General features: G+C 66.9%; 19 protein-coding genes. 12 read left to right on the top strand and 7 right to left on the bottom strand.

Translation table 11 applies throughout. The annotated features are described in order from the left end of the window. Positions 1-74: 74 nt before the first annotated feature. Entirely contained in the window at positions 75-1,370 is a 1,296-nt protein-coding gene (ispG, locus tag RPB_RS02645) for a flavodoxin-dependent (E)-4-hydroxy-3-methylbut-2-enyl-diphosphate synthase (RefSeq protein ID WP_011439423.1), read from the top strand. Between the two features lie 215 nt (positions 1,371-1,585). After that, entirely contained in the window at positions 1,586-2,107 is a 522-nt protein-coding gene (locus RPB_RS23915; protein ID WP_245258304.1) for an SAM-dependent methyltransferase, read from the top strand. On the opposite strand, the gene RPB_RS02635 is transcribed toward RPB_RS23915, so the two are convergent. Then, the gene (locus RPB_RS02635) at positions 2,098-2,460 is read right to left on the bottom strand and encodes a hypothetical protein (RefSeq protein ID WP_011439421.1); all 363 of its coding nucleotides are present in this window, start codon (positions 2,458-2,460) and stop codon (positions 2,098-2,100) included. The two genes, RPB_RS23915 and RPB_RS02635, sit on opposite strands and share 10 nt — an antisense overlap. Before the next feature lie 89 nt (positions 2,461-2,549). Beyond that, positions 2,550-4,160, bottom strand: a complete 1,611-nt coding sequence (locus RPB_RS02630; protein ID WP_041797894.1) for a Na+/H+ antiporter — start codon at positions 4,158-4,160, stop codon at positions 2,550-2,552. A gap of 350 nt (positions 4,161-4,510) precedes the next feature. Here RPB_RS02630 and RPB_RS02625 point away from each other — a divergent pair, with 350 nt between their 5' ends. Together RPB_RS02625 and RPB_RS02620 are read left to right on the top strand one after the other, a co-directional pair. Next, positions 4,511-6,115 carry a putative bifunctional diguanylate cyclase/phosphodiesterase gene (locus RPB_RS02625; RefSeq protein WP_245258303.1) on the top strand — a complete coding sequence of 535 codons (1,605 nt, stop codon included), beginning with the start codon at positions 4,511-4,513 and terminating at the stop codon, positions 6,113-6,115. Further along, on the top strand, positions 6,116-6,541 hold the full coding sequence (locus RPB_RS02620; RefSeq protein ID WP_011439418.1) for a BLUF domain-containing protein: 426 nt from the start codon (positions 6,116-6,118) through the stop codon (positions 6,539-6,541). A 38-nt stretch (positions 6,542-6,579) separates the two neighbouring features. Here the strand turns inward: RPB_RS02620 and RPB_RS02615 are convergent, their stop codons facing one another. Beyond that, positions 6,580-7,506: a polyprenyl synthetase family protein gene (locus RPB_RS02615; protein WP_011439417.1), complete on the bottom strand. Its 927-nt coding sequence runs from the start codon at positions 7,504-7,506 to the stop codon at positions 6,580-6,582. A gap of 153 nt (positions 7,507-7,659) precedes the next feature. On the opposite strand from RPB_RS02615, the gene mtgA reads away from it, so the two are divergent. The 3 genes from mtgA to RPB_RS02600 all read left to right on the top strand — a co-directional run bounded on the left by mtgA (position 7,660) and on the right by RPB_RS02600 (position 9,543). Continuing rightward, complete coding sequence (mtgA, locus tag RPB_RS02610; protein WP_011439416.1) at positions 7,660-8,343, top strand: monofunctional biosynthetic peptidoglycan transglycosylase; 684 nt, start codon at positions 7,660-7,662, stop codon at positions 8,341-8,343. Between the two features lie 136 nt (positions 8,344-8,479). Then, positions 8,480-8,662: a 50S ribosomal protein L32 gene (gene rpmF, locus RPB_RS02605; protein WP_011439415.1), complete on the top strand. Its 183-nt coding sequence runs from the start codon at positions 8,480-8,482 to the stop codon at positions 8,660-8,662. Positions 8,663-8,898: 236 nt separating this feature from the next. Then, a complete protein-coding gene (locus RPB_RS02600; RefSeq protein WP_011439414.1) occupies positions 8,899-9,543 on the top strand; it encodes a hypothetical protein in 645 nt (214 codons plus the stop codon). A 16-nt stretch (positions 9,544-9,559) separates the two neighbouring features. On the opposite strand, the gene RPB_RS02595 is transcribed toward RPB_RS02600, so the two are convergent. Further along, on the bottom strand, positions 9,560-9,856 hold the full coding sequence (locus RPB_RS02595; RefSeq protein WP_011439413.1) for a hypothetical protein: 297 nt from the start codon (positions 9,854-9,856) through the stop codon (positions 9,560-9,562). 205 nt (positions 9,857-10,061) lie between these two features. On the opposite strand from RPB_RS02595, the gene RPB_RS02590 reads away from it, so the two are divergent. Further along, positions 10,062-11,813: a bifunctional diguanylate cyclase/phosphodiesterase gene (locus tag RPB_RS02590; protein ID WP_011439412.1), complete on the top strand. Its 1,752-nt coding sequence runs from the start codon at positions 10,062-10,064 to the stop codon at positions 11,811-11,813. Positions 11,814-11,820: 7 nt separating this feature from the next. On the opposite strand, the gene phaR is transcribed toward RPB_RS02590, so the two are convergent. Continuing rightward, positions 11,821-12,414 (bottom strand): polyhydroxyalkanoate synthesis repressor PhaR, encoded by a 594-nt coding sequence (gene phaR, locus RPB_RS02585; RefSeq protein ID WP_198135148.1) that lies wholly within the window; start codon positions 12,412-12,414, stop codon positions 11,821-11,823. 298 nt (positions 12,415-12,712) lie between these two features. Here phaR and RPB_RS02580 point away from each other — a divergent pair, with 298 nt between their 5' ends. The 3 genes from RPB_RS02580 (at position 12,713) to yddG (ending at position 15,731) form a co-directional block, all read left to right on the top strand. Further along, a complete protein-coding gene (locus RPB_RS02580) occupies positions 12,713-13,891 on the top strand; it encodes an acetyl-CoA C-acetyltransferase (protein WP_011439410.1) in 1,179 nt (392 codons plus the stop codon). A gap of 194 nt (positions 13,892-14,085) precedes the next feature. Further along, on the top strand, positions 14,086-14,811 hold the full coding sequence (gene phbB, locus RPB_RS02575) for an acetoacetyl-CoA reductase (RefSeq protein WP_011439409.1): 726 nt from the start codon (positions 14,086-14,088) through the stop codon (positions 14,809-14,811). Between the two features lie 50 nt (positions 14,812-14,861). Beyond that, a complete protein-coding gene (yddG, locus tag RPB_RS02570; RefSeq protein ID WP_011439408.1) occupies positions 14,862-15,731 on the top strand; it encodes an aromatic amino acid exporter YddG in 870 nt (289 codons plus the stop codon). Here the strand turns inward: yddG and RPB_RS02565 are convergent, their stop codons facing one another. Both RPB_RS02565 and hrpB read right to left on the bottom strand, forming a co-directional pair. Continuing rightward, positions 15,732-16,241, bottom strand: coding sequence for a TIGR02281 family clan AA aspartic protease (locus RPB_RS02565; protein WP_011439407.1), 510 nt, complete (start codon positions 16,239-16,241; stop codon positions 15,732-15,734). Positions 16,242-16,387: 146 nt separating this feature from the next. Then, positions 16,388-18,994, bottom strand: coding sequence for an ATP-dependent helicase HrpB (gene hrpB, locus RPB_RS02560; RefSeq protein WP_041797892.1), 2,607 nt, complete (start codon positions 18,992-18,994; stop codon positions 16,388-16,390). 171 nt (positions 18,995-19,165) lie between these two features. Here hrpB and RPB_RS02555 point away from each other — a divergent pair, with 171 nt between their 5' ends. Then, on the top strand, positions 19,166-20,221 hold the full coding sequence (locus RPB_RS02555; RefSeq protein ID WP_011439405.1) for an acyltransferase family protein: 1,056 nt from the start codon (positions 19,166-19,168) through the stop codon (positions 20,219-20,221). Positions 20,222-20,299: the final 78 nt, after the last annotated feature.

Below are 20,299 nucleotides of genomic sequence, written 5' to 3'. Positions count from 1 at the left end.
GCCAAGTCATCCCGGGGTTCCTGCACCCATTGATCCATTGCTGACTGTCACCAAAACCTGATATTCCGGACGCCATGAACAAGCTCGAAAATCCGCTGCAGAACGACGTCGCCGGCCCCGCGCCGCGGCACAGGACCACCCAGGTCATGGTCGGCGATATCGCCGTCGGCGGCGGTGCGCCGATCGTCGTGCAGTCGATGACCAACACCGACACCGCCGACATCGACGGCACCATCAAGCAGGTCGCGGCGCTGGCGCGCGCCGGCTCCGAGATGGTCCGGATCACGGTCGACCGCGAGGAAGCCGCCGCCGCCGTGCCGCATATCCGCGACGGCCTGCGCAAGCTCGGCCTGACCACGCCCTTGATCGGCGACTTCCATTACATCGGCCACAAGCTGCTCGCCGAGTATCCGGCCTGCGCCGAAGCGCTCGACAAATACCGGATCAATCCGGGCAATGTCGGCTTCAAGGCCAAGCGCGACACCCAGTTCGCCGACATCGTCGAGATCGCCATCAAGAACAACAAGGCGGTCCGGATCGGCGCCAATTGGGGTTCGCTGGATCAGGAGCTGCTGACCAAGCTGATGGACGAGAACGCCGCCTCCGCCCAGCCGCGCGACGTCCGCGCCGTGACCCGCGAGGCGATGGTGCAGTCGGCGCTGCTGTCGGCCGCCCGCGCCGAAGAGATCGGCCTGCCGAAGACCAAGATGGTGCTGTCCGCCAAGGTGTCGGCGGTGCAGGACCTGATCGCGGTGTATCAGGATCTGGCGTCGCGCTCCGACTACGCCATTCATCTCGGTCTCACCGAAGCCGGCATGGGCTCCAAGGGCATTGTCGCCTCCTCGGCCGCGCTCGGCATCCTGCTGCAGCAGGGCATCGGCGACACCATCCGGATTTCGCTGACGCCGGAGCCCGGCGGCGACCGGACGCTCGAAGTCCAGGTCGCGCAGGAATTGCTGCAGACCATGGGCTTCCGCACCTTCGTGCCGCTGGTGGCGGCCTGCCCGGGCTGCGGCCGCACCACCTCGACCACGTTCCAGGAACTGGCGCGCTCGATCCAGGATTTCATCCGCGTCGAGATGCCGAGCTGGAAGACCCGCTATCCGGGCGTCGAGAACCTCAACGTCGCGGTGATGGGCTGCATCGTCAACGGCCCCGGCGAGAGCAAGCACGCCAATATCGGCATCTCGCTGCCCGGCACCGGCGAAAGCCCGGCGGCGCCGGTGTTCGTCGACGGCGAAAAATTCCGCACCCTGCGCGGCGAGAACATCGCCGGCGACTTCAAGGCGCTGGTGATCGACTACATCGAACAGCGCTACGGCGCAGCGCCGAAGCCCGGCGCCGCCCAGATGGTGCCGGCGGCGGAGTAATACGCCTCTCCCGTACAATCACTTTGATCTTGCTCTCTGCGGTCATTTGGCCGCGGCGCTAGGATTATGTTAACCACAAAAGAACAAAATCAGAACGATTCGCCGCCGGGAAAAACGAGATGCAAAACCGTTCACATGCCGTGATGGCTCAAAGGGCCGAAGCCTCCGACAGTCCTGATGATTTTCCGACGCCTCCATGGGCGACGAGGGGGTTCATGGAGTATGTCATTGCAGATAAGGGTCCTTTCTCTAATATGACCGCCCTTGAGCCAGCTTGCGGAGCGGGGCACATGGCAAAAGTACTCAAGGAGTATTTTGGGGAGGTGCGCTCCTCCGATGCCTACGCTTATGGATACGCACCGGTTCGCGATTATCTTGACGTCCCTTACGAGGCGAACGCTGTGGACTGGGTGATTACTAATCCACCCTTTCGGCTCGCAGAGGAATTCGTTCACCGGTCGCTCATCGTAGCGCGAGTGGGCGTTGCGGTGTTGGTGAGAACTGTGTTTATTGAAAGCTCAGGACGATATCGTGCCCTGTTTGAGAAAAATCCACCTACAAAATTTGCTCAGTTTGTTGAGCGCGTACCAATGGTTCGGGGCAGATTAGACAGGAAGGCATCGACGGCAACAGGCTACGCTTGGCTGGTATGGGAGAAAGACGAACCGACTACGTCGCACCTGATGTGGGTACCTCCCTGCCGAAAGAGGTTTGAAAGAGATACAGACTACTCCTGATCGTCAAGTTCACGCGCGTCGGCGAGGCCCTGCTCGATATTCTGGAGAGCTTCCTCCAGAGCCGCCTTAGCCTGTTCCAGCGCAGCCACAGCCTTTTGCCCCGACCGCCCCGAAAGGTATGGTCCCGGCGCAGGAAGCTGATCAGGTGGGGCAGCAGCAACATACTCGAATTTCTTGCCGTTGGAGATTTCGCCTATTCTTCCGCCGTTAACACCGAACCATGCAGCGATATCGTGCTGGCGATCACCGCGCGCGATCATTCCTTTGACAACTGCCGCATCAGCGCTGCTCAATCGAATACCACTCGGCTCCGCTCTCACTTCTCGCTCCTTCACTTCCTGAAACGGGAACAAGGTTAGCTACTCGCTCGCTGCACGTCGACATATTTGTCGTTTGGACAGCCTACCAAATAGATGGAGCATCCTAGCCGGTGCACTAGCAGTTAGCGCTGCCCTCCGCTCCGAAACTCCCTGTTCGCCAAACTCGCCTCTTCCAGATCGAGGTCGCGCTCGATCCGTCGCCGCGCTTCGTCGGTGATCTTGCCGGCGCGGAGCTGGGCGTGGATGAATTGCCGCTCCGCCGCGATGAGTTCGCGGACCAGCGCGCGCGCATTGGCGGTCGCCGCATAGGCGGCGTCGTCGAGCGCCGTCGGCAATTGATGGGCGCGGATGTCGTGCCGCGCATGCAGCAGCGCCACCACCTCGTCGGACAATGCGCGATCGTTGGTCAGCGCGTCGAGCGATTGCAACGCGGCCGCCAGCGCCGCGCGCCGCGCCGCGATCTCGGCTTCGTGTTCGGCGATGTGCTCGCTGCGGCCGTCGCGGGTCAGTCCGAGCACGCCGACCAGCGCCGGCAGCGTCAGGCCGAGCCCGACCAGCGTGATCAGGATGACGCCGAAGGCGACGAACAGGATCAGGTCGCGATCGGGAAAGGCGGAGCCGTCCGGCAGCGCGAACGGCAGCGCCAGCGCGGTGGCGAGCGACACCGCACCGCGCACGCCGGTGAAGCCGACCACGAACACCGCGCGCCAGCTCGGCCGCCGTTCGCGCGTGCGAATCCGCTTGCTCAGCAGGCGCGGCAGATAGGTCGCCGGATACACCCACAGAAACCGCGCCACGATGACGATCGCCGCCACCAGCAGCGTCGCGACCACGATGTCGTCGACCGGAAGCCCTTTCGACCGCTCCAGGATCGCGCGCATCTGAAAGCCGGTGAGCAGGAACAGCAGCCCCTCGATCAGATAGATGATCAAGTCCCAGAAGAAGATGCCCTGCAGCCTTGTCGCCGCGGGGATCAGCAGCGGGCCGTTCCAAGAGATGTAGAGGCCGCACGCCACCGTCGCGATCACGCCGGAGCCGCCGAGATGCTCCGGAATCCAGTAGGCGATGTAGGGCGTCAGCAGCGACAGCGTGATCTCGATCCGCGGATCGCGCGCGGAGTGCCGGGCGCGCAGGCTGAGCCAGCCGACCGCAATGCCGAAGCCGATTTCGCCGGCGAGAATCGCCACGAAGGCACCCGACGCCTGCGGCAGAGAGAACATCCCGGTCATGATCGCGGCCAGCGCGAAGCGATACAGGATCAGCGCGGTGGCGTCGTTGGCGAGCCCCTCGCCCTCCAGCACCACCACGATCCGCCGCGGCAGACCGAGCCTGCGCGCGATCGCCAGCGGCGCCACCACGTCGGGCGGCGCGACGATGGCGCCGAGCAGGAAGCCGACCGCCCATGGTAGGCCGAGCAGATAGTGCGTCGCCACCGCGACGGCGCCGGCGGTGAAGATCACGCAGCCGATCGCCAGCAGGCCGATCGACCGCAGATTGGCGCGGAATTCACGCCAGCTCATCGCCACGCTCGCCGAATATATCAGCGGCGGCAGCACCAGCAGCAGGATCAGGTCCGGCGGCAGCTCGATCGCCGGCATGCCGGGGATGAACGCCAGCACGATGCCGACCAGCAGCCAGAGGATCGCCGGGGCCACGTGAAGACGGCGCGCCAGCAGCGCGGTCGCCGCCAGCACCGCGAGCAGGATCAGGAAAATCTGGAACTTCGCTTCCACCGGACCCACGATGTCGTCGGTCGAAGGACCGACGCCGACTGCATCGCCCGGCCGCCGGGGCAGGTCAAGAGAACCGCCTCGCCGCCGCCGGCCGCCGCGCTCGCGGCGACCGGATCATCAGCGTAACCATCGGATCAACCCGTCCGATTCAGCTTGAGCGGGCGCGCTAACCCTCCATTCACCGTCGGTGGACGGTACCTGAAGGGATTATACCTTTGGCAACGTTCGCAACGTTTTGTGGCGGCATGGGATCCGTGCATTCGATCACACACATTGGAACGGCGCTTGCCGAAACAAGCCGGCGCAGGCCGTTGCGGGCGGTGCCGCCGAAGCAGGCGGCTGAGCTGGCGATGTCCGCCTTCGCGGCGATCGATTCGGCGCTGGCGATGATCGCACCCGACGGCCGGATCATGATGGCCAATCCGGCCTTCGGTCGGCTGTTCGGCGATATTTCGTCGGAAGATCTGCAGGCGCGCCTGCTGATCGAGTCCTGGCGCAATCTGGAAGGCGGCGAACGCGTCGTGCTGTTTCCGGACGGCCGCAGCTTCCTGATCCGCACCAACATATTGCCCTCGGGCTATTTCGTTTGCGCCAGCGACATCACCGATCAGCTCGCCCGGGATGCACGCGATGCGCGGCTGGTGCGAACCGACCGGCTGACCGAACTCGGCAACCGCCGATTGCTGCGCGAGCGGCTGCAGGATCTGCTCGACAGCTCGCCCGCGGTCCGCGGCGACTGCGCCCTGCTGACCGTCGACCTCGACCGTTTCAGGGCGGTCAACGACGCCCTCGGCCGCAACATCGGCGACGCCCTGCTCTGTCTGGTGTCGAAGCGGATCCGCTCCGCGGTGTCCGACGTCGACATCGTCACGCGGCTGTATGGCGATCAGTTCGGCATCATTCAGTTCGGACGGGCGCAACCCGACTCCGCCGTCATCCTGGCCAAGCGGCTGTGCGATTTGCTGAGCCGCCCCTACATGCTGGAAGGTCAGCTGATCGACGTCACCGCCCGGGTCGGCATCGCGCCGCTCGCTTTGGAGGCGGCCGATGTCGACCAGGTCATGAAGAACGCCGACCTGGCGCTGAACCGGGCCCGGCAGGACCGCGCGACCGGCTATTGCGTGTTCGAATCCGGCATGGACGAGACCGTGAAGGCCCGCCGCGCGCTCGAGACCGATCTGCGCAGGGCGCTGGCGCTGCGCGAATTCGCGCTGGTCTATCAGCCGCAATTCGACCTGCAGACCCGCCGCGTCACCGGCTTCGAAGCGCTGCTTCGGTGGAATTCGCCGACCCGCGGGACCGTGTCGCCGCTCGACTTCATTCCGCTCGCCGAAGAGACCGGCATCATCAATCCGATCGGCGAATGGGTGCTGCGGACCGCCTGCCGCGACGCCGCCAATTGGCCCGCCGACATCACCGTCGCGGTCAACATTTCGGCCGTGCAATTCGCTCACCGCACGCTCGCCACCACCGTGCTGTCGGCGCTGTCGGACAGCGATCTCGATCCGCGGCGGCTGGAGCTCGAGATCACCGAAAGCGTGATGCTCGACGCGCGCGGCACCGCGCTCGGCGTCCTGCAGCGCCTCCGCGGCACCGGCATCCGCGTCTCGCTCGACGATTTCGGCACCGGCTACTCGTCGCTGGGCTATCTGCGCAGCTTCCCATTCGACAAGATCAAGATCGATCAGAGCTTCGTCCGCGGCACCGCCGAGGACCCCGGCAACCGCGCGATCGTGCGCGCGATCGCATCGCTCGGCCAGAACCTCGGCATGGCCACGGTCGCCGAAGGCGTCGAGACCGCCGAGCATCTGGAGCGCGTCGCCGCCGACGGCTGCACCCATGTGCAGGGCTATCTGATCAGCCGGCCGATTTCGCCCGAACAGGTCGACGGCTTCCTCGCCGCCAAGAGCGCCGAAGAAACCGAATGCCGTGACGATCCGTTTCAGGTCGCCTGAATGCCGGAACGGCACTATCGCTGCGTCTACTGGAGCCGGCAACGGATGGAAGGCGGGCCCGAACAGGTCGCGGCCGAGATCGAATCCATTCTGAGCGCAGCGCGGCGCAACAACCCGCACCTCGGCATCACCGGCGCGCTGGCGATCGGTCGCGGCGTGTTCGCCCAATTGCTGGAGGGCAAGCGCTACGCCGTCGAAATGGTGTTCGAGAAGATCCAGCGCGACGAGCGGCACGGCGAGGTCCAGGTGCTGGCCTTCGGGCCTGCCGACGAGCGGGCCTTCCCGCACTGGCCGATGGCCCGGCTCGAACCCGGCAGCGACGATCAGGTCCGGATCGTCCCGATCGGCGACGACACCGATGTCGGCGCGACCCATCCCGAAGCCCGGCGCCTGCTCGACATCGTCCGCGCGCTGGCCACCGAGTAGTCCGGTCGCCGCGCCGCGACCGGGCGTGGCGTGGCCGATCAGTTCTTGCGTTCGGCGACGAACCGGGCGGCGGCCCGCAGCACCTCGCCTTTGGCGCCGAACGGCGCCAGCGCCTCGTCGGCGCGCGCGATCAGATCGCGCACCCGCTGCTTGGCGCCATCGACGCCGAGCTGGGTGACGAACGTGGTCTTGCCGAGCGCGGCATCGGCGCCGGCCGGCTTGCCGAGCGCTGCGGCGTCGCCCTCGACGTCGAGCAGATCGTCGGCGATCTGGAACGCCTCGCCGAGCGCGCGGCCGTAATCGTCCAGCGCCTTGTAGTGCTCCGGCGACGCCTGGCCCAGGATGGCGCCGGCGACGCAGCCGTAGCGCAGCAGCGCGCCGGTCTTCATCTGCTGCAAGCGGGCAACGTCGACCGGCTCGCGGTCGCCGAACCGGCCCTCGCCGGCGAGGTCGAGCATCTGGCCGCCGACCATGCCGCCGAGCCCGGCGCAACGCGCCAGCACGCGGTTGAGATCGAGCCGTACCTTTGCGTCCTGGTGCACCTCGTCACGGGTGATGATGTCGAAGGCCAGCGTCAGCAGCGCGTCGCCGGCCAGGATCGCGGTGGCGTCGTCATAGGCCTTGTGCAGCGTCGGCCGGCCGCGGCGCAGATCGGAATTGTCCATTGCTGGCAGATCGTCGTGGATCAGCGAATAGCAATGGATGCACTCCAGCGCCGCGCCGACCAGCAGCGCGCCGGCGCGATCGACGCCGAACACCGCCGCGCTCTCCACCGCCAGAAACGGCCGCAGCCGCTTGCCGCCGCCGAGCGTCGAATAGCGGATCGCCTCCATCAGCCGGCGGGGGCGGGCGATCTCGTCGGGGAGCAGATCGTCGGACAACAATCGTCCGAGCAGGGCTTCGGTATCCTCGGCGGTGGCGTCGAGCCGTTTGGCAAAGTCGATGGTGGAAGTGCCGGTGGCCATTCGGAAGTGCTCCAGATAAATTCGGCCGGACCATTCATCATGGCACCGGCTTCGTCAATTCGGCGCTCGACCGGGCGGTGCATCAGGGGGCGCAAAGATGCCGGCCAATCCGACCCGCAACCTCGCGAGCCCTCCGACCGGCGCCGGGTCGGCATGAGGCGGCTGATCCGCGTCGCGCTGCTGACGCTGCTGCTGCTGGTCGCGGCGCCCTACGTGCTGACGCTGGTGTATGGCGCGGGCCAGCCGGTCTCGACGCTGATGGTCTGGCGTTGGTTGGCGGGCGCGACGGTGACCCGGCAATGGGTCGACATCGAACGGATGGCGCCGGCCTTGCCGCGCACCGTGGTGGCCTCCGAGGACGCCAAATTCTGCAGCCACAGCGGCATCGACTGGGACTCGGTGCGCGACGTACTCGACGATCTGCAGGACGGCGGCGAGGCCAGCCGCGGCGGCTCCACCATCACACAGCAGGTCGCCAAGAACCTGTTCCTGTGGCCGGGCCGCAGCGTGGTGCGCAAGGCGCTGGAATTTCCGTTGGCGATGTGGATCGACCTGGTGCTGTCGAAGCAGCGCATCCTCGAACTCTACCTCAACATCGCCGAATGGGGGCCGGACGGGCAGTTCGGCGCCGAGGCCGGCGCCGCCTATGCGTTCGGCCGCTCGGCCGCCCAGCTGACGCCGCAGGAGGCGGCGCTGATGGCGTCGATCCTGCCCAACCCGCGGGTGCGCAGCGCCAAGAAGCCCGGACCAGGCGTGCGCCGGCTCGCCGCCACCTATGTGGCGCGGGCGCGATCGGCCGAATTGCAGCAATGCTGGCGCGAAAATAGCGGCTCCTGAGGCGATTTACCTCCTCCGGCGGTCTAGCCATCCTGCAAAGCTTGCTCTATAAGCCCGGCCTAGCTTTACGCCTGCGCGCGAGCGCCGGGCCGTCCCGCCGTGGACGACGAGATCAATCCCGTCAAGGATCAACGATATGGCCGTTCCGAGAAGAAAAACTTCGCCCTCGCGGCGTGGCATGCGCCGGTCGGCGGACGCGCTGAAGCGCCCGACCTACGCGGAAGACAAGGATTCCGGCGAACTGCGCCGCCCGCATCATCTCGACCTCAAGACCGGGATGTACAAGGGCCGCCAGGTCATCAAGAAGAAGGACGCCTGAGCCAGGCTCAGGCGCTCCCGGCGCGGCCCGTCCGCGCCGCTTTGCGGGCTTGCAAGAAATCAGCGGCGACAGGCCCAATGACGTCGCCGATCAGCGACGTCGGGACGCGGATGTGATCCGAAGCCTTCGTCGCCGACGCCCGAATTCGTGCCAACTGTTGCGTTAGAGAGTATCCGCCGGGCGCCCGGACGGTCGCCCGCTGGTTTGTGGTCTTTCTGAACAACAGGCTTGTGCCGATGTCGATTATCGGTTTTCCGCTGCTGCTGATCCCGATCGCGATCTGCAATATCGTCGTTTTCCTGATGCCCGGCGTCGGATTCGACGTGGCGTTGACGCGTGTCGCGCTGCCCTCGGGCGCTGTCTGGACGATCACCGCCGGCGACATGCTGGTCGCGCTCGGCGCCTTGATGCTGCTGTTCGAGGTGATCAAGGCCGGCCGCGCCCGATATTTCACCGACCACCTGCTGTCGCTGCTGGTGCTCGGCGGCACGGTCGCCGAATTCGTCATCCTGCCGCAGTTCACCAACGCCACGGTGTTTCTGCTGGCGACGCTGATGCTGGTGGACTTCTTGGCTGGCCTTGCGCTGCGCCCGCGTCGGGCCCGCAAGGTCCGCGGCGCTCCGACGGCCAAACGCGATCAGCCGCAGCAGACCCCGGTCACCCCACCGCCCGCCACGGAAACACCCGCGCCAGCGGCGCCGGTCGCGGCGCAGTCGGCCGCGACCTCCGCGTCGATCTCGGCGGCCTCGATCGCCGAAGCCGTGCTGCTGGATCGGCCGCAGCCGGTCACGGCCGCCGCCGGGTCCGCTGCATCACCGCGGGTGCCGTCGCCCGGCCTGCAGCCGGCCGAAGACGCCGCGGGCGCTCAGCCGCCGCGCTGAACGACGTCCGGTCGGATCACGAGAAACGGCGGGTGCGGCCGGCCTGATAGGCCTTGGCGGAACGGTACGCCGCCGTCGCCTGGTCGGGCTCCGCGCGGTACACGTCGCGGGTCTGCGGATAGCCCCGCTCGACCGCCATCAATTGCGCGACGAAATTGGAGGACGGCCGGACCGCTCGGTCGGTGTAGCGGGTGCGCGGCTGCGCCGGCATCACCGGCGCCGGCACGAGCTCGATGAGCTCCGGCTCGGCGGCATCGGACGCCCCGAAATCACGGATGCCATCGTCGCTTTGATCGATCCAGATGTTGGCCATCGCACTCAACCTGCACCATTTCGGAGCAATCGCCCGGTGTCAGCGGTAGCATCGCAAGGACTATGCCGCGTCGCCTAGTATCGTTCCGAGGGACCGACTCAAATAGGTTTCCAGATTGTTAACGATCTCGCCCTAGCTTGAACAAGGTGCAGCGCTCTATTCTGCGGTGGAGAATCATCTGATCCCGTCCCGAAACGAGGCAGTTGTGTCGCCAGTCGATCCTACGGCCGCCCAGCCGATCGCGCCGACCGAGTCTCGCGGTCCCGATCCGGCGGAAATTCTGGCCGCGCTCGGGCAGGCGGCGTTCGTCTGGGAGCTCGCGACCGACGCTCTCGTCTGGACCGGCCCCGCAGCAGGGCTGTTTCAGGACATTCCCGCCGGAACGCTGGCGACCGGCGCCGGCTACGCCTCGCTGCTCGAGCCGTCGCGCGCGATCCGCGCCGACGCGCTGCTCAACGCCTCAGCCGCGGCCGGCGCGCATTGCGTGCCGTACCGGATCGAATACGGCGTCCGCGCCGCGACCTCGGCGCCGATCATCTGGATCGAGGAAAGCGGCCGCTGGCATCCGGGGCCCGACGGCCGGCCCGCGCGGGTCGAGGGCATCGTCCGCGTCAACAACGAGCGTCATGCCCGCGACCAGCAATTGCTGAAGCTGTCGCAGAACGATCCGCTGACCGGCGAACTCAACCGCACCAACCTGGTCGCGGCGCTCGCCGAGGCGATCGAGGAAGCCTCGCGCTTCCGCAACAGCCTCTGCTTCATGCTGATCGGCATCGACCATCTGTCCCGGATCAACGATTCGTTCGGCTTCGACGTCGCCGACGAAGTGATCTACACCCTTTCGCAGCGGATCCGCGCACGGCTGCGCGCCGGCGACGAGCTCGGCCGCTTCTCCGGCAACAAGTTCGGCGTGGTGCTGAAGGCCTGCACCATCGACGACGCCCATGTGGCGGCGGAGCGTTTCCTCGCCGCGATCCGCGACGAGATCGTGCCGACCCGGTCGGGCCCGGTATCGATCACGGCGTCGATCGGCGCGGTCAGTTCGCCGCGCCACGCCCGTACGGCCGAAGAGGCGATCAACCGCGCCCAGGAGGCGCTGGCCGCCGCGAAGCATCGGCGCTGCGGCGCGTTTTCGATGTGGCGGCCGAATGTCGAGCGCGACGCCCAGCGCCGGGTGAATATCCGCGTCACCGACGAGATCGTCACCGCATTGAACGAGCGCCGGATCGTGCTGGCCTACGAGCCGGTGGTCGACGTCGCGACCCGTGCGCCGGCGTTTCACGAATGCCTGGTCCGGATGCGGCAGAACGACGGCCAGGTGCTGCTGGCGCCCGACATCGTGCCGGTCGCGGAGCGGCTCGGCCTGATCCGGCTGGTCGATCATCGCGTGCTCGAACTCGTCGTCGCCGAACTCGCCGCCGCGCCGCAGATGACGCTCAGCCTCAACATCTCACCCGACACCACGATGGACGCCGACTGGTGGGCCGGGATCGAATCGCTAATGCTGGCGCACCCCGGCGTCGCCGAACGGCTGATCGTCGAGATCACCGAGACGGTCGCGATCCAGGACATCGAGGAGGTGCGCGGTTTCGTCACGCGGCTGAAAAAATTCGGCGCGAAAATCGCGATCGACGATTTCGGCGCCGGCTACACCTCGTTCCGCAACCTGCGCAATCTCGGCGTCGATATCGTGAAGATCGACGGCGCCTTCGTGCAGAACATCGCGCGCTCGGCCGACGACCGCGCCTTCGTCCAGACCCTGATCGATCTGGCGCGCAGGCTCGGTATCAAGACGGTGGCGGAATGGGTTCAGGACGACGAGTCGGCGCTGATGCTGCGCGACTGGGGTTGCGATTACATCCAGGGCCGGCTGATCGGGCTGGCGTCGCAGCACCGCCCATGGGACGGGCCGACCGCGGCGGAGACCGCCGCGGTGCGGGAGCGCGCGGCGAACTAATCGCCGACTACTCTTCCTTCTTCGGTTGATCGAGCGACATCCGGTCGAGCCGCTCCTGCATGTCCCGCATCTGCCGACGCAGATCGTCGATATTGTCGGCCTCGCGCACCGGCTCGACCGAGGTCGCATCGGCGTCCGTCTCGTGGCTCGGCTTGCGCGGCACGAACATCGAGAAGGTCTGCTGAAACAGCTCCATGTTGCGGCGGACGGTCTCCTCGAGCGGCGCGAACGGCGTCATGCTCAGGGTCGAGGTCATCTGCTTGCGGAATTTTTCCTGCTCGCGGGTGAGCGAATCGATCGACTGCTCGAGATATTTCGGCACCACCATCTGCATGCTGTCGCCGTAGAAGCGGATCAACTGGCGCAGGAAGGTGGTCGGCAGCAGGTTCTGCCCGGCCTTGTTCTCCTGTTCGAAGATGATCTGCGCCAGCACCGAACGCGTGATGTCGTCGCCGGTCTTGGCATCGTAAACGAGGAAATCCTCGCCGTCCTTCACCATCGTGGCGAGGTCTTCGAGTGTGACGTAAGTACTGGTGCCGGTGTTGTAGAGCCGCCGGTTCGCATATTTTTTGATTGTGGTTGGTTGGTCTGATTTCGCCATGGCACCCACACGCATGGAGGAAAGGAACCCGCCGCTCCCGACAGCGGGGCAGAACGCAATGCAATAAAGTAAGCACTTCCAATGCGGTTCGGCTACCGTTTTGTGCGCCAGGGTTAATCGGCGTGCATTCGGTGCCTTGAATGATGCCGCCGGCGTGACTTTATGGGCAAGAACGGCCGCGTCCCGGATTGACACGCGGGGACGGCATTCTCAGGATGGGGGCGACGCTGGCCGTCCCAACCGGCACCCGCCGTCCAAACAAACGCGTTTCAAACAACCCAAGCCCCAGGAGATGTCCATGTCGGACGATGTCGTCATCGTCAGCGCTGCACGCACCGCTGTCGGAAGCTTCAACGGCGCCTTCGCCAATACGCCCGCGCACGAATTGGGCGCCGTCGCCATCAAGGCGGCCCTCGAACGCGCGGGCATCGAGCCGGCGCGCGTCTCCGAAGTGATCATGGGGCAGATCCTCACCGCCGCACAGGGCCAGAATCCCGCCCGCCAGGCGTCGATCGCCGCCGGCATTCCGGTCGAGAGCCCGGCCTGGGGCGTCAATCAATTGTGCGGAAGCGGCCTGCGCACCGTCGCGCTCGGCTATCAGGCACTGCTCAACGGCGATTCCGACATCGTCGTCGCCGGCGGCCAGGAATCGATGAGCATGGCGCCGCATGCCCAGTATCTGCGCGGTGGCGTGAAGATGGGCGCGGTCGAATTCGTCGACACCATGATCAAGGACGGTCTGTGGGACGCCTTCAACGGCTACCACATGGGCAACACCGCCGAGAACGTCGCCAAGCAGTATCAGATCACCCGTCAGCAGCAGGACGAGTTCGCCGTCGCTTCGCAGCAGAAGGCCGAAGCCGCGCAGAAGTCCGGTCGGTTCAAGGACGAGATCGTGCCGTTCACGATCAAGACCCGCAAGGGCGACATCGTCGTCGACAGCGACGAATATCCGCGCCACGGTGCCACCATCGAGGCGATGACCAAGCTGAAGCCGGCGTTCGAGAAGGACGGCACCGTGACCGCGGCGAACGCCTCGGGCATCAATGACGGCGCCGCCGCCGTGGTGCTGATGACGGCCAAGCAGGCCGCCAAGGAAGGCAAGACGCCGCTGGCCCGCATCGTGTCGTGGGCGCATGCCGGCGTCGATCCGAAGATCATGGGCACCGGCCCGATTCCGGCGTCGCGCGCGGCGCTGAAGAAGGCCGGCTGGGCGATCGGCGATCTCGACCTGATCGAAGCCAACGAAGCCTTCGCGGCGCAGGCCTGTGCGGTGAACAAGGATCTCGGCTGGGACGTTTCCAAAGTGAACGTCAATGGCGGCGCGATCGCGATCGGCCATCCGGTCGGCGCGTCGGGCGCGCGCGTGCTGGTGACGCTGCTGCACGAGATGCAGAAGCGCGACGCCAAGAAGGGACTGGCGACGCTGTGCATCGGCGGCGGCATGGGCATCGCGATGTGCCTTGCGCGCGATTGACGCAACAATCAGCAACGCGACTCGGCACGATCTTTGCGGAGTTGCGCTGCACCACCGAATGTTCAAACGCCCGGCAGATTGCCGGGCGTTTTTGCTTGATGTTCGATCGGCGTGCGGATTTTATTCGAGACGACACAATCGAATTCTAGAAAAGCGAATTCTAGAAAAGAATGACTGCGGGAGGAATTTGAAAAATGGCGCGTGTGGCGTTGGTGACTGGGGGAACGCGCGGAATCGGTGCGGCAATCAGCAAGGCGTTGAAGGCGGCGGGCTATGCCGTCGCGGCGTCCTATGCGGGCAATGATTCTGCGGCGGAGAAGTTCAAGAGCGAGACAGGTATCCCGGTATATAAGTGGGACGTGAGTTCGTTCGATGCCTGTGCGGCAGGCGTCAAACAGGTCGAGGCCGATCTCGGGCCGGTCGACGTTCTCGTCAACAATGCCGGCATCACCCGCGACGGCGCGTTTCACAAGATGACGCTCGAGCAATGGAATGCGGTGATCAACACCAATCTCGGCTCGCTGTTCAACATGACCCGGCAGGTGATCGAGGGGATGCGCGCGCGCAAGTTCGGCCGCATCGTCAACATCTCGTCGATCAACGGCCAGAAGGGCCAGTTCGGCCAGGTCAACTACTCCGCGGCGAAGGCCGGCGACATCGGCTTCACCAAGGCGCTGGCGCTGGAGAATGCGCGCGGCGGCATCACCGTGAACGCGATCTGCCCCGGCTACATCAACACCGAGATGGTGCAGGCGGTGCCGAAGGACGTGCTCGACAAGGCGATCCTGCCGCTGATCCCGTGCAACCGGCTCGGCGAGGCCGAGGAGATCGCGCGCGCCGTGGTGTTTCTCGCCGGCGACGAGTCCGGCTTCATCACCGGCTCGACACTGTCGATCAATGGCGGCCAGTTGATGACGTGACGGCGGGCTGGCTTGGCGCGGCGACGCGTTCGCGATAAGACGCGCGAACCATGACGCCGCGCACCGCCACGCTGATCGGACTGTCGGCCATCCTGATGTGGTCGCTGCTCGCGGTGCTGACGGTGGCGACCGGGACGATTCCGCCGTTTCAACTCGCCGCGATGACCTTCGCGATCGGCGCGCTGGCCGCCGCGGCCGGATGGATCGTGCGGCCCGGCGCGTTCCGCGCCTTGAAGCAACCGCCGCTGGTCTGGGCGGTCGGCGTCGGCGGGCTGTTCGGCTATCACGCGCTGTATTTCCTGGCGCTGCGGCTGGCGCCGCCGGCCGAGGCCGGGCTTTTGAATTATCTGTGGCCGCTGCTGATCGTGCTGTTCTCGGGGCTGCTGCCGGGCGAGGGCCTGAAGCCGCACCACATCGCCGGCGCGCTGCTCGGCCTTGGCGGCACGGCGCTGTTGTTCACCGGCAATGGCGCGGCGGTCGATCCGGCCAATTGGGCCGGGCTGGCGGCGGCGTTCGTCGCCGCTTTCGTCTGGGCGACCTATTCGGTGCTGTCGCGGCGGCTGAAAGCGGTGCCGACCGATGCGGTGGCCGGCTTCTGCTTCGTCACCGCGCTGCTCGCCGCCCTGGTCCACGGCCTGATGGAATCGACGGTCTGGCCGGACGGCGCGACGCAATGGCTGGCGATCGCAGCACTCGGCATCGGCCCGGTCGGGGCCGCATTCTACGCCTGGGACATCGGGATGAAGCGCGGCGACATCCGCGTGCTGGGCGCGGCGTCCTACGCGACGCCGCTATTGTCGACCGGCTTTCTGATCCTCGCCGGCTATGCGCGACCGACCGCCACGCTGGCCCTGGCGGCGCTGCTGATCGCCGGCGGCGGATTGCTGGCGGCGAAGGACATGCTGCGCGGGCGCAAGTAATTACTGCTCGAGCACCATCTGGCCGTTGGCGTATTCGAAACGCTTCAGCTTCGACAGGAACGACAGGCCGAGCAGATTTTCCGACAGCGCCTCGTCCGGCAGCACCATGGCGTCGACGTCGCGCACGATCAGCCCGCCGATATCGAGCATCGCGATCCGCGTCCGCGCCGCCTTCACGGTGCCGTTGGCGGTCGTGACCCGGGCGGTGTACTCCGCCGGCCGCGGCCGCAGCCCGAAGCGCGCCGCCGAGCTTTCGTTGAGCGCCACCACCGAAGCTCCGGTGTCGACCATGAAGGCGAGACGCTGGCCGTCGATCCGGCCGTCGGTCTGGAAATGGCCGCGGGCGTCGCGCGGAATGGCGACGCTGCGGCTGCCCGCATAGGGCGCGGCGCCGACCGTCGCTTTGGCGACGCTGGCCTGCGCCGGCGCCGGCATGATGCGATCGGCGAGTTGCGCCATCGCCGTGCCGAGAACCACCAATGCCGCCGCGAAAATCATGATGCTACGCATGACGCATACTCACACAGACGAATGCCGCGCGATTGGATCACGCGGGCGCGACTGCTGCGACCGATGCGGCCCGCGCGCCCGGCTATTTTGCCGAAAAGGGTGAGCGAAGACTTAAAGTCGGGCGCGGAACTTCGCCCGCCGCCGGCTTATGTGCCTTTCGGCTTGGCGCGGCGGGTCGGCGGCGCGCCCGCCGGATCTTCCGGCCAGGGGTGGCGCGGATAGCGGCCGCGCAGATCGGCGCGCACCGCGGCGTAGGAGCCGCGCCAAAATCCCGGCAGGTCGCGCGTCACCTGCACCGGGCGGTGCGCCGGCGACAGCAATTCCAGCACCAGCGGCACCTTGCCGCCGGCGACGGACGGATGTGTCGTCAACCCGAACAATTCCTGCAGCCTGACCGCGATGGTCGGGCCCTGCTCGGCGGCGTAGTCGATCGGCAGGCGCGAGCCGGTCGGCGCCTCGAAATGGGTGGGCGCCTCGCGCTCCAGCCGCGCCCGCAAATCCCATGGCAGCAGGTTCATCAGCGCGTCGGACAGATCGCCGGCGGAGAACTCCTTCAGCCCGATCTTGTCGAACAGCGCCGGCACCAGCCACTGCTCGCGCTGCTCGGCGAGTGCTGCGTCCGAGAGGTCCGGCCAGGGCTCGCCCTCGGCCTTGCGCAAGAACATCACCCGGCCGCGCCATTGTTCGAGCGATTTCGACCAGGGCAGCCGCTCCAGCCCGGCCGCGACCAGCCCCTCGGCCAGCACCCGCGCGGTCTCGGCCGACGGCGTCAGCGCCCGCGGCGCCTCCGACAGCGTGATCGCATGCAGCACCCGCCGCCGCCGCGCCCGCAGCGCCATCGCGGCGCGATCGAACGAGACCTCGTCGGCGTCGGTGATCTGCTCGGCGAAATGCTGCTCGATCTCGGCCAGCGAAATCGGCGCCGCCAGCAGGATGCGCCCCTGCGCCGCCGTGCCGGTCAATTCCGCCACCGCCAGATACGGCGCCCGCGCCAACGCCGAAGTCTGCTCGATCATCGCGCCGCGGCCATTGGCGAGCACGAACGAGCCATTGCCGCGGTTCTTGGCGACGCGATCGGGGAAGGCGAAGGACAGGAGGACGCCGGTCGACAAGAACTGATCGCCATCTGCCTGTTGGGCAGTCCGCTGCCCCGACCCGCGGCGCGACTCCCCTCCCCCTTGCGGGGAGGGGTTGGGGGTGGGGGTGCCGCGGGCACCGCGCTCGTGGCTCCCCCCACCCGGCCGGCCTTCGGCCGTCCACCCTCCCCGCGAGGGGGAGGGTGAAGAGGCCCATCTCTCCGCCATCTGTCGCGCACTCGTCGCGCGCTGCGAGCGGTCGCGGCGGAACTGGTCGCGGCGATGATCGAGATCGACGCTGTCGCCGCCGAGGCCGCGCTCGGTGAGGATCGCGGCGATCTCGGCGGCCTCCTCGCCATGATCGAGCCGCGCCGCATCGACGATCATCCGCGCCAGCCGCGGCGGCAGCGCCATTGCACGCAACGACCGGCCCTCGTCGGTGATGCGGCCATCGGCATCGAGCGCGCCGAGTTCGCGCAGCAGCTCGCGCGCTTCCTTCAGCGCCGGGGCCGGCGGCGGATCGAGAAACGCCAACGTGGCCGGATCACTCACGCCCCATTGCGCCAGATCGAGCAGCAGCGAGGTGAGATCGGCGCTGAGAATCTCCGGCTGGGTGTAGGCCGGCAATGAGGCGGTCTGCGGCTCGTCCCACAGCCGGTAGCAGATTCCGGGCTCGATGCGGCCGGCGCGGCCGCGGCGCTGATCGACCGCGGCGCGCGAGGCCCGCACCGTCTCGAGCCGCGTCAGCCCGATATCCGGCTCGTAGCGCGGCACCCGCGACAATCCGCAATCGACCACGATGCGGACGCCCTCGATCGTCAGCGAGGTCTCGGCGATCGAGGTCGCCAGCACCACCTTGCGGCTCCCCTTGGGCGCCGGCTGGATGGCGCGGTCCTGCACGGCGGCATCGAGCGCGCCGAACAGCGGCACGATCTCGATCGACGCGTCTTGGACGCGCTCGCGCAGCATCGTCTCGGTGCGGCGGATTTCGGCGGCGCCCGGCAGGAACGCCAGCACCGAGCCTGAATCGCTGCGCAGCGCCGCGGCGATCGCTTCCGCCATCTGCCGCTCCATCGGCGCGTCGGAACGGCGGCCGAGATAGCGGGTCTCGACCGGAAACGCCCGGCCGAGGCTTTCGACCACCGGGGCATCGCCGAGCAGCTTGCCCACCCGGGCGCCGTCGATCGTCGCCGACATCACCAGAATGCGCAGATCCTCGCGCAGCCCCTGCTGGGCGTCGCGCGCCAGCGCCAGACCGAGATCGGCATCGAGCGAGCGCTCGTGAAATTCGTCGAACAGCACCGCGCCGATGCCGGTCAGTTCCGGATCGTCCAGGATCTGCCGGGTGAAGATGCCCTCGGTGACGACCTCGATCCGCGTCGCGCGCGACACTTTGGAGCCGAACCGGACCCGGTAGCCGACGGTGTCGCCGGCGCGCTCGCCCAGCGTCCTGGCCATCCGCTCGGCGCTGGCGCGGGCCGCGATCCGGCGCGGCTCCAGCACGATGATCTTCTGGCCCTTCAGCCACGGCGCATCGAGCAGCGCCAGCGGCACCCGCGTGGTCTTGCCAGCGCCGGGCGGCGCTACCAGCACCGCCGTGCTGTTCGCAGCGAGCGCGGCGGCGAGATCGCTGAGCGCGTCGTCGATCGGAAGTGGCGTGTCGAAGGATCGGGGCAAGGGCAACTCGACGGGTGAAACGGGCGGCGATGGTTAACAGACTCGTACCGCCGCAGCAAAGCGACGCACCCGCCGGATTGCGCCGAGAGCGGCATATTCCTTGATCGTCGAAACACTAATGCAACCGATGTGCCCGATGATACACGCAAGCCGCATCAGACAGGAACAGCGATGACCGCAAACGGCACAGATGTCCCGGCCCGCATGCACGGCGACCGCGTCGACTGGGTGGACTACGCCAAGGGCATCTGCATCATCATGGTGGTGATGATGCATTCGGTGCTCGGCGTCGAGGCCGCGGCCGGCCAGACCAGTTTCATGCACTACGTGGTCGAGTTCGCCAAGCCGTTCCGGATGCCGGATTTCTTCCTGCTGTCCGGCCTGTTCCTGGCGGTGGTGATCGACCGCGACTGGCGGACTTATCTCGACCGCAAGGTGGTGCACTTCGCTTACTTCTACATCCTGTGGGTGACGATCCAGTTTGCCTTCAAGGCGCCCTCCTTCGCGGCCGAGATGGGCTGGGCCGGCGTCGCCAAGCTGTACGCGCTGTCGTTCATCGATCCGTTCGGCACGCTGTGGTTCATCTATCTGCTGCCGATCTTCTTCGTCGTCACCAAGCTGACGCGGCGCGTGCCGCCGCTGCTGATCCTCGGCATCTCGGCGCTGCTGGAGTGGCTGCATCTGCAGACCGGCTGGATGGTGCCCGACGAATTCTGCGCGCGGTTCTTCTACTTTTTTGCCGGCTATCTGTTCGCCCGCTACGTCTTCGCGTTCTCCGACGCGGCGCGCGCCCGGCCGGCGCTGGCGCTGCTCGGGCTGGCGGCGTGGGCCGCCATCAATGCCGCGCTGGTCCATGCCGGATTCAGCGAGGCGCCGCTGCTCTCGCTCGTGCTCGGCCTCGCCGGCGCCGGCGCGATCATCGCCACCGGCACGCTGCTGGCGGAGAAGCGCTGGCTCGAGTCCTTGCGGTTCTGCGGCGAGCATTCGATCGTGATCTATCTCGCCTTCTTCCTGCCGATGGCGATCAGCCGGTCGCTGCTGCTGAAATTTGCGGGCTTTCTGGACCTCGGCGTGATCGCCATCCTGGTCAACATCGCCGGCGTGGTCGGCGCGTTGCTGATCTGGTGGCTGGCGATGAAGACCGGCGCCCGATTCCTGTTCGAACGCCCCGACGCCTTCTGGATCGCGCCGCGCAAGAAGGCGGTTCGGCTGCAGGCGGCGGAGTAGCTCGTCAACTTCGATACGGAGTAAGCGTCATCCTGAGGCGCCGTCGCGATAGCGACGGCCTCGAAGGATGGACCGCAA

The organism is Rhodopseudomonas palustris HaA2 (assembly GCF_000013365.1).
GTDB lineage: Bacteria > Pseudomonadota > Alphaproteobacteria > Rhizobiales > Xanthobacteraceae > Rhodopseudomonas > Rhodopseudomonas palustris_J.
Note: the sequence above shows the minus strand (reverse complement) of the source record. Positions and strands in the feature narration are given on the sequence as shown.